Origin of the sequence: Embleya sp. NPDC059237 (assembly GCF_042754105.1) — a bacterium.
In the GTDB taxonomy this organism is placed as follows: Bacteria; Actinomycetota; Actinomycetes; order Streptomycetales; family Streptomycetaceae; genus Embleya.
In genome coordinates, this window is the sequence record NZ_JBHZAE010000009.1 from 182,293 (window position 1) to 196,561 (window position 14,269).

The window sequence follows — 14,269 nt, forward strand, 5'->3', positions numbered from 1 at the left end:
CGAGGCCCCGGGGGGGCAACTCCCCCCACACCCCCACCTGGCCCCCGGGGCCGGCCCCCGCCCCGGGCGGGCGGGGGGGGGGGGCCCCCGCCGCGCCACGAACGGGAGTACTAGCCGGCGACGATGTTCTCCGCCTGCGGGCCCTTCTGGCCCTGGGTGACGTCGAACGTCACCTTCTGGCCCTCCTGCAGCTCGCGGTAGCCGCTGCCGGAGATGTTGGAGTAGTGGGCGAAGACGTCGGGGCCGCCACCGTCCTGCTCGATGAAGCCGAAGCCCTTCTCACTGTTGAACCACTTCACGGTGCCACTGGCCACGCCGAACTCCTCGTTCAGAAAAATGGAACCGTGCCGCGCAAGATGCGGGCCCGGAGGTGCTCACCGGACCCGAAGCGGCTGTGCACAGCAAAATCGCCCGTGATCGCGATCACGGGCGAACGAACTTCGGGCCACGACTACTTGGGAACCGAAGGTACCCGAGCCCGCCCTCCCGCGCCACGCACCCACCCGAACTCGCCCCCGACGGCCGGACATCGCCCACCCGAAAGCGGGGCCGATCGGCGCCCCGGGGCCGCGCCCGCTATCGGATGGCGGCCCCCGGCTCCGGCGGCGTGGCCTCGCGCAGCGCCCGCTTGAGGATCTTGCCGGTGGGGCCCAGTGGGAGGGTGGGCATCGGGTGGAAGACGCGGGGGTACTTGTGCCGGCCGAGGTGTTCGCGGGACCAGGCGATCAGGTCCTCGGGGGTGGGCGGCTCGGTGCCGGGCGCGGCGGGGCGCAGGACGACGGCCGCGTGGATCTCCTCGCCGAGCGCCTCGTGCGCGGTGCCGTAGACCGCGACCTGGGCGATCGCGGGGTGTCGGGCCAGGACCTCCTCGACCTCGCGCGGGTAGACGTTGTACCCGCCGCGGATGACCAGGTCCTTCTTGCGGTCCACGATGCTCAGGAAGCCGTCGTCGTCGACCGCGCCGAGGTCGCCGGTGCGGAACCAGCCGTCCACGATCGCGGCGGCGGTCGCGTCCGGGTCGTCGAGGTAGCCGGCGAACACGTTGTGGCCCCGGACCACCACCTCGCCGACCGCCCCGGCGGGCAGCAGTTCGATGCGCTCGTCCACCTCGGCGGCGGCGATCGCGATCTCCACCCCGCGAATCGCGTGGCCGACCGTGCCGGGCCGGCGCCCGAGCAGGCGCTGGTTGAACGTGGCCGCCGGAGACGTCTCGGTCAGCCCGTACCCCTCGAACACCCGTGTGCCGAACGTGGCCTCGAAGCGCTCCAGACCGGCGACGGGCAGTGCGGCGCCGCCGGACACGGCCAACCGCAGCGTCGGTGCGCTCGCGCCGGATGCCTGTGCCGCCTCGGTGAGCGCGTGGAACATCGTCGGTACACCCATGAACACGCTCACCCCCTCCGCGGCCATCAGTTCCAGCGCGGCGGCGGCCTCGAAGCGCGGCATCAGGACCAGCGTCGCTCCGGCGCGCAGCGCGGCGTTCATCGCGCAGGTCTGGCCGTAGCTGTGGAACAGTGGAAGGCAGCCCAACACCACGTCCTCGGGCACCAGTTCGTGCAGGTCCTGGGCACAGACCGTGGCGTTGAGCACGATGTTGAGGTGGGTCAGCCGGGCGCCCTTGGGTCGGCCGGTGGTGCCGCTGGTGTACAGGATGGCCGCGATGTCGTCGGCCGCGGTCGGGTGCGCGGCGGTCAGCGGCGCGCCGGGGTGTTCGTGGTCGGCGGCCAGCATCGGTATCCCGGCCGCGTCGGCGGCGGCCCGCGCGGTCGGCCACAACGCGCCGCCGCTGATCGCGAGCACCGATCCGCTGTGCCGCAGCACGAATTCGACCTCCTCGGCGACCAGCAGCCCGTGCACCGGCACGACGGTGGCACCTGCCGCGATCACCGCGTGGTAGACGCGGGGGAACGCCGCGATGTTGGGCAACATCACCGCGACCCGGTCACCGGGCCGCACGCCCCGTTCGCGCAGCGCGGCGGCGTAGCGCAGCACGTCGGCCCACAGGTCGCGATAGGTGATCCGGGTGTCGCCCTCGACCACGGCGGTGCGGTCGGGCAAGCGCAGCGCGGTGTCGCTCAGCAGAGCGGCCACGCCGAGGTGTTGGTGCACGAAGGACTCCAAGAGTAGGCGGCGGGGGCCGAGGGGCAGGCCGGAGGAGGCCGCCGCTCGGGTGGGGGCGCGGCCGGACGCGGACACCGTGCCGATGTTTCGTTACGCGTATTGTTAAGTTGGCGCCATGGAATCGTCAATGCCGCGCCCGCCGCGACGGTGCGGCGGGCTTACACCGGTAGCGTGGCCAGGTCCGCGTCGAAGGTGCCGGCGGGCCGGTCGGCGACGGTGCCGTCGGGGGCCACGAGCCGCACCGGGACCGGGGACTCGACATGCACGCGGGTGCCCTCCACCGCGACGTGGACGAGGCCGTACGGGGTGGGGACCGCGCCCCTGGCCCATTCCAGGTCGCCCAGGCGCGGGGCGACCCGGACCCTCGTGTAGCCGGGCTCGGCGGGGGTGATCCCGAGGGTGTACACGAGCAGATCGCGAGTGGGGGTGGCCGACCAGCCGTGGCAGTAGCTGCCGCCCTCCCAGGTCTCCCGCCACGCGGTGGGGCCCGAGGCGAGCAGGCGCCGCCAGTCGCGGCACAGGTCGGCGATGGTGTCGGCGGCGCCGAGCCGGGCCAGCGCGTCGTGCACGACGTAGCGGAAGAAGGGCTGTGCGCCGACCACTCGGTGCCGCGCGTCCCACGTCACGGCGGGCGGGGTGAAACGGGCCACCTCATGCCCGGTGGGTGCGCCGTCCGCGTCCCCGCCGTGCGCGGCGACCGGTGCCAGGGTGAACATCACGTCCCGTGCGAGCAGGAACCTCCGCACCCGATCCGCGCGTTCGGCCGGCACCAGGTCGGCGCAGACCGCCGCCGCGGTGGTGTGCTCGCTCATCGCGGGCCGCACCACGTCCTCCACCGCGTGATCCCGGTAGCCGCCCCGCTCCTCGTCCCAGAACACCTCGAAGCCGACCCGCACCGCGTCGTGCAACTCCCGCGCCCGGGCGGCCCGGTTGGCGTCACCCAACCAATGCGCCATCTCCGCGAAGTCGCCCAGCGCACGCGCCCACAGTGCGTTCAGCGCCGCACTGGTGCCCTCGACCTGCACCGGGGACCAGTCGATCAGCACCCAACCGGTCACGTCGTGCACCAGGCCGTCGGCGCCGAGGAAGGCGGTGAACCAGTCGAGCACGGTTTCGGCGGCGGGCAACAGCCGGGCGATCAGCGCCCGATCGCCCGTGTAGCGGTGGAGGTTGTACACCGAACGCACCCAGTGCAGCGACCAGTCGGGGATGCTGACCAGCTCCGGATCACCGCCGTCGCCGGCGGCCACCATCGGCAACAGGCCGTCGCCGCGCGGAGTCGCGGTGAGCACGGGTTGGTGCCGGGCCAGGCTCCAGTCGGGGTTGGTGACCAGGTCGACCGACTGGTGCACCACCGCGTCGCCGGTCCAGGCCCGCTGCTCCCGGCTGGGGCAGTCGATGTAGGCGTCGTGCGCGGTCAGGTCCACGGTGCGCAGGCCCACCCGGTGGATACGGTCCAACAGCGGGTCGGAGCAGGCGAAGTACGGCCCGGCCGGGCGCGGCCGCAGCCGCTCCAGCACGGCGGGCGCGAGCCGCACCGGCCCGGTGGCGTCCACCACGAGGACCAGGTAGCGGCCCCCGGCCGGGTCGCCGAGCCGGAACCGCTCGCCCGCCTGGTCCCCGCGCGCGGTGTAGGCGAAGCACGCGGCACCGGCCAGCGCGGCCGGGGTGGGCGATTCGGCGAGCGCGCCGAACACCACGGTCCCCGGGGCCGCTTCGAGGTCGAGGCGCACCGTGCCGCTGACCATGCGGCCCAGATCGGCGATCACCAGTCGGCGGCCGGCGGGCAGCGCGAGGGTGGACGAGGGGGCGTCGCCGGTCGGGTCGGGGACGGCGTCCGGGCGGGCCTCGGGCCGGATCGTGATGAGCGCGCCGAGCAGCGCGGCGTGTACGTCGGCGGACGCCAACGGGCCCTCGGGGCGCGGCACGACGGGCAGCGGCGCGGAGTCGAACGCGGCCGGTGTGCGGGTGGCGCCGCCGAGTGCCGGCAGCGGGTTCGGCAGCAGCGCGCCGTACGGTTCGGCCGGTGGCCGGGTGGCGCCGGTGCTGCCGACGTGGGCCGCGGCCAACACCGTCGCGGCGTCCCAGAGTTCGTCGTCGAAATCCGGATGGGTCCAGGCCGGGTCCAGCCGGCGCGCATCCAGGATCTCCGGGATCTGCGGGGACACCGTGGACTGCGGGGCACACGGCGTCCAGGCGTCGGCCACCCGGCAGCGCCAGGCGGCGTCGGTACCGATCCAACGCTCCGCGCCGAGGTCGAACTCGGCGACCAGCGCGCCGCCACCGAGGCTGTACGTGGTCGGCGAGGGCACCCACCATGCCGTGCGGTGGCCGTAGAACCGGGCCAGCACCGCGATCACGTTGTGGCCGGGGCGCAGCACCGCCGCCGCGTCGCCGAAGTCGTGGTACAGCCGCCGGCCGCCGTGCCGGATCGGGCCGCGGGCGAGTTCGACGCCGTTGACGTAGAGCACATGTCGCGAATCCGAGCTGATCCGGAACGGCGCGTGGTCGGGCACCTCGGCCAGCTCGAACGTGCGCCGGAACAACACGCGGCGGTCGAACCGCTCGGGATCGAGCGAGCCGTTCATCGGATTCTCCCGGGACGGTGCGCCCACCGCGGTGTGCTCGGCCCAAACCCACTGACCCCGCCATCGACGGTTCGCGAACGTCTCTCGCATGGTGCGTGTCCTTCCGCTCGGCGGCACACACCATAACCACGTTTTTTACTAACCACTAGATAAAACTGCTAGCCTGCGTTCCGTGACCCCGACAACACGCGAAGACGACGACCCGAAGCGGTCCCTCCGCCCGACCCGGCAACCCCGCAGGGGCCCGGGCCGCAGCGAGCGCGGCGCCCGTCGACGCGAGGAACTGGTTACCATCGCCAGTGAGTTGTTCGCGCGCAGCGGCTTCCGGGGCACGGGCCTCGCGGAGGTGGCGGCCCGCGCCGGGATCACCCAACCGGCGCTGCTCTACTACTTCGGCAGCAAGGAGGGCCTGCTCCAGGCGGTGATCGAGCACCGCGGCGCGCAGAGCATCGAGTTCGCCCAGGAGTCGGTGGCCATCGGCGGGCTGCGGGCGATCCGGGAGATGCCCGCCTCGGCACACCGCAACGCGCGCGAACCGGGCCTCGCGCGCCTGCTCGCGGTGTTGACCATGGAGAACCTGGACCCGCAGGATCCCGCCCACGACTACTTCGTACAGCGCTACCGGCGGCTGCGCGAGTTGATCGCGCGGATCATCACCGACGCCCAGGCGACCGGCGAGATCCGCGCCGAGGTCGACCCGGGCCTCAAGGCCGCCGAACTGCTCGCCACCATGGACGGCCTGCAGATGCAGTGGCTCCTCGACCCGGGCGAGGTCGACCTGGTCACCGCCATCGAGTCCTACGCCCTGACCCTGATCCGCGACCTGGCCGCCGACCCGGCGGCCTACGCGACCACCGTCACGGGCGAGACCACCGGCCACGAGTGACACCGGGCCGGGCGGGGTCGGGCGCACCAGCCGCCCGACCCCGCCGCAAGCGGTGGCGTTAGGGGCACTTCACCCCGATCGCCTTGGCGGCGAGGCTCAACGGGCCGTTGGCTCCGGTGAGTTCGGTGTTCTCCTCGATCGTCGCGGACGCCGCCTCCACGTCGCCGTTGTTGAACTGCTCGGTCATCGTGGCGACATACGCGGCCTGCCGTTTGTACAGGTCCCACCACGCCTTGACGTCGGCGTCGACACGACCCGGCTTCGGCAGCCCGTCGAGCTTGTCCATCAGCGCCCCGAGCGACAGGTCCAGGGCCCGGAAGCGCTGTTGCAGCGCGGCGACGTCCGTGGTCTCGGTGGAGGCCGCCACGTCGACGTCGTTGAGCTTGTCGGCGATGTTGTCGTACGACTCCGCGCAGGTGCGGTTGATGTCCTTGAGGTACGACGCCCGGCTGACCGCCGTGCCCTTGTCGGAGAAGTCGAAGGGGCCGATGTTCATCGCGATCAGCACACTGACGACCGTCGCCACCGTGCCGACCAGGGTCAGGACCATCATCCACCGGCCGCCGCCCCCACCCGCTCGGGGCGGTGGGGCGGACGGGTGGAGCGGCATCGGCGGATACGGCGCGCCGTGGTTCGGCGGTCCGTACGGGTTGAGCGGTGCCGGTGGTGTCCGGCGCACGTGGAAATCCATCTCGGTGGGTGTTCCGGTTCCGTCGTCCGTCTCCTCGATGCCGGCTCAGCGGGTGATGGTGCTCTTGCCGAAGGTCAGCCCCAGGCCCGCGACCACCAGCCAGAACGGCATCGTCAGCGCGGGCATCCCGGGTACCGACATCACCGTCATCGCGACGGTCGGCGCACCCGCGGCAAGCACCGAGACCCAGCCGATCCACCGCGAGACGGTACGCTCCCGCAGCGCCATCCAGGCGATCGCGAACGCGGCCACCAGCACGCCCAGCCAGCCGATCCACGCCCCGAAGTCGTTGAGCACGTAGTACACATAGCGAGCTGTTTGATCGAACTGCTCGTCCTCCGGGCCGCCTTCGCCGTAGATGCCCATCGCCCCGCGCCACCCGTAGCCGAGGGTCAGCGCCGCCGCCGAGGCACCCAGGCCCGCCGACACCACCCGTGCCGCCGTGTTCCCGGGCACGCGCGGCTCCACGTGCCGCCGCCAGGCCGCGGCGAGCACGATCAGCAGGGCGACCACGACATACCCGACGGCGAAGCCGATCCGGGCCTTGACCACGCTCACGTCGTCGACCCGGGCGAGCGTCATGCCGCCGTCGGCCTCCGCCACGTGCACGTCCATCACGATCGTCGCGAACGCTCCCAGCACACCGGCCGCCACCGCGAGCAGCGGCCAGTGGGTTCGATGGCGCGCCGGGGCCTCCCCGACCTCGACGCGCCCGCCGACCGGGCTCACATCCGAATACCTCATGTCTCCCCCTCCACATGTCGCCGCCCCGCGTCGCCGTTCCCCCGGCGGCCGCACGTCCCCCATCGGGTGGCGCGTATCGGACTCCCTGCCCGTGCGGCATCGCCAGACTGGCGGGCCCGCAGTCCCGGGTTCCAGGGACATCGACACCGTCTGTCCGGGATCCCCACGGCGGGACGGGGTATGCCGCGACGCGGTACGGCAGCATGGGCGCGGTGACCACCCAGCCCGTTCCGCCACCGCTCGGCGCGTGTCCGCCGGACCGGCGCCCGCCCGCGCGCGTGCCCGCCTGGATCCGCGCGCTGCTGCTGCGCATCCCCGAGTCCCGCCTGATCGTGTTCGCGGGCGTGTCGGCCACCGTCGGCATCGCGACGACCGCGGCGTACGTACCCGCCTACCACTGGGTCGCGGAGCGCACCGAGTTGCGCCCGATGTCGTGGGGCGACGTCGTGCTCGGATCGGCGTGGCCGCTGATCGGCGCGCTGATCGTGCGCGGGCGACCGCGCAATCCGGTGGGCTGGCTGCTCCTGGTACCCGCGACGCTGGGCCCGTATCTGCTGCTGTCGTTGTACGCGGTCTCCTCCGCGCGGATCAGCGCCGACCCGCTGCCGGGCGCGGATTTCGCGGCGTGGGTCGGCGCGTGGGGATTCGCCCAGTACTTCGTGGTGGTGCCGCTGCTGCTGATGGTCTTCCCCGACGGATACCTGACCGGTCCCCGGTGGCGGTTCCCGGCGTACGGGATCTGCGTCGTGGCGGCGATCGCGCTGTTCGGGGCGATGTTCCGGGACGGGTCGATCGACATCAGCGAGGACGTGCACAATCCGTGGGCCGTTCCCGGCGCGTGGTGGCTGGGATACCTCACGCTCGTCGGCGCGTTCGCGACCCTCGGCCCGGGACTGGTGACCGCGGTGGTGTCCCTGGTCGTGCGCACGCGCCGGGCGGTCGGAGTCCAGCGCATCCAACTCCAGTGGTTGCTGCTCGGCGGCCTGATGCTCGGCGCGAACATGCTGCTCGCGCTCGTGGTACCCGACCCCGGGCAGGACCTGTTCTTCGCCGTCGGGTTGCTCAGCCCGCCGGTCGGGATCGCCGTCGCGATGTTGCGACACCGGCTGTTCGACGTGGTCCTGGTGCTCAACCGCACCATCGTCTACGTCGTCCTTACGGCGGTGCTGGTCGGCGTCTACACGGCGCTGGTGCTGGGCGTGGGTCGCGTCGCGCCGACCTCGACGAGCGGGATCCTGGCGGTGGCGGTGGTCGCGCTGCTCGCCGCGACGGGGCGCAGCGCCGTGCAGGTGGCGGTGGACCGCTGGTTGTTCGGACACCGGCACGATCCCTACGCCGTGCTTGCCCGGGTGGGCCGGCAGGTGGCGCCGGCGTCGGAGCCCGACGAGGCGCTGCAACGTCTGGTGGACGCGCTGCGCCGCGCGCTGCGACTGCCGTACGCGGCGTTCCACAGCCATCTCCCGCAGCACGGCGCCGCGTTGCGGGTGGAGAGCGGCTGTCCGGTGGCCCGTTGGCGGGCCGTTCCGGCGAGTTCGTTGGGCCGGGACATGGGTGAACTGCGCGTCGGCCTGCGGCCGGGCGGCGAGCGCTGGACGCCCGAGGAATACGCCGCGATCGAGGAGGTCGCCGCCCGGGCGGCGACGTTGGCGTACGCGGCGGGACTGGTCACCGACGTGGCCCGCAGCCGCGCCCGGATCGTGGTCGCGCGCGAGGAGGAGCGCCGCCGCCTGCGGGCGGACCTGCACGATGGCGTGGGCCCGGCGCTCGCCGGCGCCGCGCACCAACTCGACGCGCTGGCCCGGCGAATCGCCGCGGCGGGAGAGCCGGACCTGGCCGATCGGGCCCGAGGGGTGCGCGATCGACTGCGCCAGACGGTGACCGACCTGCGCTCGGTGGTGCACGGGCTGCGTCCGCCCATCCTCGACCAACTCGGCCTCGCGGGAGCCCTGCGCGACGTGGTCGCCGGCTACGAGACGCCGCGCTGCGCGGTCGAACTCGGCCCAGGACTGGACGAGTTGCCCGCGGCGGTGGAGGTCGCGGCCTACGCGATAGCCGCCGAGGCCGTCTCGAACGCGGTGCGGCACAGCGCCGCGAGCGAACTGCGCCTGTCGGCCGCGGTGGTGGACGCGAAGCTCCGGTTGGAGATACGCGACAATGGCCGCGGCCTGCCCGCGCACCCGGCCGCCGGGGTGGGCCTGCGCAGCATGGGTGAACGCGCGGACGAGGTCGGCGGCCGCATGGAGATCCTGCCCGCGCCGGGCGGCGGGGTGGTCGTACGGGCGAGCCTGCCCGACGGGTCGGAGAGGTCGTAGTGGACACATCGGTAAGCGTGCTCGTCGTCGACGACCACCCGGTCTTTCGGGCCGGCATGGTCGCGGTGTTGGAGGACCTGGCCGACCTCGACGTCGTCGGTCAGGCCGGTGACGGGGCCGAGGCGCTGGCCGAGGTGGCGGCGCTGCGGCCGGACGTGGTGCTGATGGACCTGCGGATGCCGGGCGTCGGCGGGCTGGAGGCGACGGCGCGGATCACCACGACCCATCCGGACACGGCGGTGATCGTGCTGACCATGGACGAGGACGAGGACACGGTCTTCGCGGCGCTGCGGGCCGGTGCGCGTGGCTACCTCCTCAAGGAGGCGGACGGGGACGACATCCGCCGCGCGATCCTGGGCGTGGCGCGCGGCGAGGCCGTCTTCGGCCCGCGTGTCGCCCGGCGGGTGTTGTCGTTCTTCGCGTCGGCACCCGCGCACGCACGCGGCGCGGTGCCGTTCCCGCAGTTGACCGACCGCGAGCGGGAGGTCCTCGACCTGCTCGCGCAGGGGTTGGACAACGCGTCGATCGCGCGGCGGTTGATCCTGTCGGAGAAGACCGTCCGCAATCGGGTGAGCGACGTGCTGACCAAGCTGCGCGCCCGCAGCCGCGCGGAGGCGGTGGCCATCGCCCGCGACGCGGGGTTGGGCGGTTGAGGGCACACATCGCGGGCCCCCGGCGGCCCGCACGCGCACGGGTCGGGTCGTCCCCCCATCCGGGGGTCGACCCGACCCGTGCGGTCACGCCGTGGGCCATCGGGCCGCTCGCCCGACTACTCGCCGTTGTACGCCTTGCGGATCGCGGCGATGTCCAGGCGCTTCATGGTGTACATGGCACTGGTGGCCCGGGTCGCCTTCGCGCCGTCCGGGTCGCCGATCATGTCCATCACCTCGGTCGGCACGACCTGCCAGGACAGGCCGAACCGGTCCTTGAGCCAGCCACAGGGGCCCTCCTCGCCGCCGTCGGCGGTGAGCAGGCCCCAGTAGTGGTCGACCTCGTCCTGGTCGGCGCAGTGGATCTGGAACGAGACGGCCTCGTTGAACTTGAACTGGGGCCCGCCGTTGAGCGCGACGAACTTCTGTCCGTTGATCTCGAACTCGACCACGAGCACCTGGCCGGCCTGGTCCGGGTTGGCCTCGTTGTAGTAGCCGACGCGGCCCTGCTTGCCGTCCTTGAACACGGACAGGTAGAAGTTCGCGGCCTCCTCGGCCTGGCCGTCGAACCACAGGCAGGTAGTGAATCCCTGGGCGGGCATGGAAACCTCCGGTACTCCGTAGTGGACGCTCTCACCAGTACCGACCCGTCCCGACGCACAAACTCATCGGTGTCGGGCGCAGGACTTCCACTTCGGGTCCGGAGGTGTCCGATCAGCCCTTGCGCGCGGCGTCCAGCACGTCGCGGATGCCGTCGGCGGAGGTCACCCGGCGGGCGTATTCCGGTTGGCGCAGCGCGCCGCCCATGTACGGGTGCGGGTTGCGGTGCGTGGCGGGGCTCTCCAGGATCGCGCCCGCCGCGAAGTGCACCTCGCGCGCGCCGGTGGCGGCCAGCACCCGGTCGATGTTGCGCGCGGTGATGCCGCCACCGGGCATCACCACGATCCGACCGGCCGCCTGGGTGACCAGGCGGGCGATCAGCGGCGCGCCCTCCAGCACGCTGCTGTCCTGCCCCGAGGTCAACACCCGGTCGATGCCCAGCTCGATCAGCTCCTCCAGCGCCGCGTGCGGGTCGCGGGTCATGTCGAAGGCGCGGTGGAAGGTGACCGACAGGTCGCCGGCCGCGGCCAGCAACGCCTCGATCACCGGACGGTCCAGGTCGCCCTCGGGGGTCAGCGCGCCGATCACCACACCCTGTGCGCCGGCGGCCCGGATCGCCTCGACGTCCCGACGCATCGCGGCGGCCTCGTACTCGTCGTAGACGAAGTCGCCCCCGCGCGGACGCACGATCACATGGACCCGGATCGCCTCGACGGCGGCCAGGGTGGTCTCGATCAGGCCCAGGCTCGGCGTGATGCCGCCTTCGAACAGGTCCGCGCACAGCTCGACGCGCTGCGCGCCCACACGTTCCGCGGCGAGCGCGCCCGGCACGTCGTCGATGCAGATCTCGAAGGCGGGCGCGGGGGTGGGGCCGGCGTTGACGGTCATGACGCGAACTCCTGATGGTGCGAAGGGTTGTTCGGAGGGGGTGGGGTGGTGACGGGGATCGGTGCCGCACCGGGTGGGACGTGCGGTGCTCTACGCCAGGTGGGACGTCACGCGGACCTCGCCGACCGGAAGGCCGCCGCCCAGGACCGGCACGGTGGTCCATTCGTGGGCGGCCGAGACGTCCACGCCGAGTGTGTGCAGCGCGGCCAGCGCCAGTGCGGTGGTGGCCCGGGGGCTGCCGTCGATCACCTTGACCGCGACCGCGTGTCCGGCGGTGGTCGCCGCCACGAACACGCCCTCGGCGCCGCCCTTGACCAGGACGCCCGGGAGCAGCCGCATCACCTCGGTGTTGGCCTGCCCGTCCCCGCCCACGTACGCCGGGTGTTCGCGCATCGCCTTGGCCACCACGCGCCCGGGCCCGGTGGTCGCGGTGGCCAACGCGCGTACGCCCCGGGCGAGTCCGGTCAGGGTCATCGCGAACACCGGTGCGCCGCAGCCGTCCACGGCGGTGTGCGCGACCGACTCGCCGGCCAGTTCCTCGATGCCCTCGCGGACCAGCACCTGCAGCGGATGCCCCGGGTCGAGGTAGCCCTCGGTCGGCCACCCCGACGCGACGCAGGCCGCCAGCATCGCGGCGTGCTTGCCCGAGCAGTTCATCCGCTCGCGGGTGTTCTCCTCGCCGCGCGCGATCATCTCCCGGTACGTGTCCTCGTTCTCCGGGCGGTCGGGCGGACACCCCAGCGCGTCGAAGGTCAGCCCCGAGCGGGTCAGGATGTCCTCGACCGCGTCCACGTGGAAGTCCTGCCCGGTGTGGCTGCCCGCCGCGATCGCCACGTGCGCCCCGGACAGCGGCGCGCCCGCGCGCAGGCAGGCCAGCGCCTGGAACGGCTTGGCCGAGGAGCGCGGTACCACCGGCTCGTTCGGCACGCCCAGTTCGAGCGCCGGCCGGCCGTCCGGAGCGAGTGCGACCAGGCTGCCGAAGTGCCGGCTCTCCACGAACCCGGACCGCACCACCTCGGCGAGTTCGGCGTAGCGCGTGGTCGATTCGTGGGGCACGGTGTCCTCCGGTCGCATGGGGTCCTCCGGGATGGGCCGATCGGTGCGGCCGTCGAACAGGGAAGTTGTCACGAGGGTCGGCTCGTTGCCGTCACAGCGGTTGGTCGGCCGCCGCCTTGGCCCGGACCAGTGTGCGCAGCCGGCGTCGGCCGACGGAGCGGAAACCCTGCCGGGCCTCCAGGGTGCGGGCCAGCTTGGACAACGACGCGTTGAGCACGATGTAGACCAGCGCGATGATGATGTAGGTCTGGATCAGCAGCCGGTTGTAGGTGGCCAACACGCGCCCGCTGTACAGCAGTTCCGAATAGCTGACGATGAAGCCGAGCGAGGTGTCCTTGAGCAGCCCGACGGACTGGCTGACCAGCGACGGCAACAACCGGCGCACCGCCTGCGGCAGCACGATCAGCCGCATCGTCTGAGCGTCGGTCAGCCCGACGGCGAGCCCCGCCTCGCGCTGCCCACGATCCAGGGACAGGATGCCCGCCCGGAAGATCTCCGCGAACACCGCCGACGCGGACACCGAGAGCGGCAGGACCAACTTCCAGAACAGCGGCAGGTCCACGCCGTAGTGCGGCAGCCCGAACAGCACCAGGTAGACCAGGAGCAGCACCGGAACCGTGCGCATCACCTCGATGTACACGGTGGCCGACCAGCGCAGCGCCCGCTGCCGGGACAACCGGCCCAGGGCGAGCACGATGCCGCCGACCACGGACAGCGCGGTGGCCACGGCGGCGGCCCGGACGGTGGCCCACAACCCTTCCAGCAGATACCGCCACATCGGCCAGGTGGTGTACGGCCGCCACTTGTCCGCGTCCAACTGGCCGTGATCGGCGAACCGCTTCACGGCCACGGCGAGCAGCGCGGCCACCGCGACGCCGACCACGATCGTGGCGATCCGCATCCGGCGCCGCGCGATCGGGCCGGGTTCGTCGAACAACACTCGGGACGCGCTCATCGAACGATCGCCACCTTCCGCTCGATCATGCCGGTGACGATCCCCGCCGTGGCGCAGATGAGCATGTAGCCGATGCCCGCACCGACGAACACGGGGATGGGTTGCGCCTCCATGAGGTTGACCCGGTTGGCGGCGGAGGTCAGTTCCACCACGCCGACGGCGGCGGCGAGCGAGGTGTTCATGGTCAGCGCGATGAAGATGTTGCCGATCGGCTGCACCACGCCGCGCAGCGCCTGCGGCAGGATCACGAGCCGCAACGACTGACCGAACGTCAGCCCCAGGGCCCGGGCCGCCTCGGCCTGGCCGATCGAGACCGTGTTGATCCCCGAGCGCACCGCCTCGGCGATGTAGGCCGCCTCGTAGAGCGCGATCACGATCACCGCCGTGGTGAACAGCGGGAAGATCACCCCGACTTCGGGCAGGCCGAAGACGAACAGCACGAGCAGGACCAGGAGCGGGGTGTTCTGGAAGGTCTCCACGTACACGGTGCCCACGCCGCGCAGGGCGGCGACGGGGGACACCCGCATGGCGGCCACCACGACGCCGATCAGCAGCGCGCCGAGGAAGGAGAGCGCGGTGAGTTCGAGCGTGGTGACGATGCCGTCGGTGAAGGCGGAGAGATGTCGCAGCACGACATCCATCGGCGAGGACCTTTCGCGAGGGGGTGGGCGGGGACGAGTCCGGGCGAAGCTCGGCGAGCGGGGGCTCGGCGGGGGCGTACGGCGGGCCGGGCCCGGGCCGCGGGCTCCGGCGCGAGGGCTGCGGAGGGCTGCGGGGG

13 protein-coding genes are annotated in these 14,269 nt (G+C 72.6%); 3 read left to right on the forward strand and 10 right to left on the reverse strand.

Translation table 11 applies throughout. The annotated features are described in order from the left end of the window. Positions 1-110: 110 nt before the first annotated feature. The 3 genes from ACFXKZ_RS27470 to ACFXKZ_RS27480 all read right to left on the reverse strand — a co-directional run bounded on the left by ACFXKZ_RS27470 (position 111) and on the right by ACFXKZ_RS27480 (position 4,709). On the reverse strand, positions 111-314 hold the full coding sequence (locus ACFXKZ_RS27470; RefSeq protein WP_078980715.1) for a cold-shock protein: 204 nt from the start codon (positions 312-314) through the stop codon (positions 111-113). A 262-nt stretch (positions 315-576) separates the two neighbouring features. Continuing rightward, positions 577-2,109 (reverse strand): long-chain fatty acid--CoA ligase, encoded by a 1,533-nt coding sequence (locus tag ACFXKZ_RS27475; RefSeq protein WP_380003886.1) that lies wholly within the window; start codon positions 2,107-2,109, stop codon positions 577-579. 170 nt (positions 2,110-2,279) lie between these two features. Next, positions 2,280-4,709 carry an alpha-L-rhamnosidase C-terminal domain-containing protein gene (locus ACFXKZ_RS27480; RefSeq protein ID WP_380003694.1) on the reverse strand — a complete coding sequence of 810 codons (2,430 nt, stop codon included), beginning with the start codon at positions 4,707-4,709 and terminating at the stop codon, positions 2,280-2,282. Between the two features lie 172 nt (positions 4,710-4,881). On the opposite strand from ACFXKZ_RS27480, the gene ACFXKZ_RS27485 reads away from it, so the two are divergent. Beyond that, entirely contained in the window at positions 4,882-5,595 is a 714-nt protein-coding gene (locus ACFXKZ_RS27485) for a TetR/AcrR family transcriptional regulator (protein WP_380003696.1), read from the forward strand. Positions 5,596-5,653: 58 nt separating this feature from the next. Here the strand turns inward: ACFXKZ_RS27485 and ACFXKZ_RS27490 are convergent, their stop codons facing one another. Both ACFXKZ_RS27490 and ACFXKZ_RS27495 read right to left on the reverse strand, forming a co-directional pair. Further along, positions 5,654-6,286 carry a hypothetical protein gene (locus tag ACFXKZ_RS27490; RefSeq protein WP_380003697.1) on the reverse strand — a complete coding sequence of 211 codons (633 nt, stop codon included), beginning with the start codon at positions 6,284-6,286 and terminating at the stop codon, positions 5,654-5,656. A gap of 45 nt (positions 6,287-6,331) precedes the next feature. Further along, positions 6,332-7,030 (reverse strand): hypothetical protein, encoded by a 699-nt coding sequence (locus ACFXKZ_RS27495; RefSeq protein ID WP_380003698.1) that lies wholly within the window; start codon positions 7,028-7,030, stop codon positions 6,332-6,334. Positions 7,031-7,242: 212 nt separating this feature from the next. On the opposite strand from ACFXKZ_RS27495, the gene ACFXKZ_RS27500 reads away from it, so the two are divergent. Further along, the gene (locus ACFXKZ_RS27500; RefSeq protein ID WP_380003699.1) at positions 7,243-9,342 is read left to right on the forward strand and encodes a histidine kinase; all 2,100 of its coding nucleotides are present in this window, start codon (positions 7,243-7,245) and stop codon (positions 9,340-9,342) included. After that, complete coding sequence (locus tag ACFXKZ_RS27505; RefSeq protein ID WP_201261055.1) at positions 9,342-9,995, forward strand: response regulator transcription factor; 654 nt, start codon at positions 9,342-9,344, stop codon at positions 9,993-9,995. Before ACFXKZ_RS27500 ends, ACFXKZ_RS27505 begins: the two co-directional genes overlap by 1 nt. 116 nt (positions 9,996-10,111) lie before the next feature. Here ACFXKZ_RS27505 and ACFXKZ_RS27510 read toward each other — a convergent pair whose 3' ends face one another. The 5 genes from ACFXKZ_RS27510 to ACFXKZ_RS27530 form a co-directional block, all read right to left on the reverse strand. Next, a complete protein-coding gene (locus ACFXKZ_RS27510; RefSeq protein ID WP_380003700.1) occupies positions 10,112-10,594 on the reverse strand; it encodes a VOC family protein in 483 nt (160 codons plus the stop codon). A gap of 112 nt (positions 10,595-10,706) precedes the next feature. Beyond that, positions 10,707-11,480: a copper homeostasis protein CutC gene (locus ACFXKZ_RS27515; RefSeq protein ID WP_380003701.1), complete on the reverse strand. Its 774-nt coding sequence runs from the start codon at positions 11,478-11,480 to the stop codon at positions 10,707-10,709. 90 nt (positions 11,481-11,570) lie between these two features. Beyond that, the gene (locus tag ACFXKZ_RS27520; protein WP_380003887.1) at positions 11,571-12,554 is read right to left on the reverse strand and encodes an asparaginase; all 984 of its coding nucleotides are present in this window, start codon (positions 12,552-12,554) and stop codon (positions 11,571-11,573) included. Positions 12,555-12,627: 73 nt separating this feature from the next. Next, positions 12,628-13,491: an amino acid ABC transporter permease gene (locus ACFXKZ_RS27525; RefSeq protein ID WP_380003702.1), complete on the reverse strand. Its 864-nt coding sequence runs from the start codon at positions 13,489-13,491 to the stop codon at positions 12,628-12,630. Continuing rightward, positions 13,488-14,132: an amino acid ABC transporter permease gene (locus tag ACFXKZ_RS27530; RefSeq protein ID WP_078980330.1), complete on the reverse strand. Its 645-nt coding sequence runs from the start codon at positions 14,130-14,132 to the stop codon at positions 13,488-13,490. The genes ACFXKZ_RS27525 and ACFXKZ_RS27530 overlap by 4 nt, the downstream gene beginning before the upstream one ends. Positions 14,133-14,269: the final 137 nt, after the last annotated feature.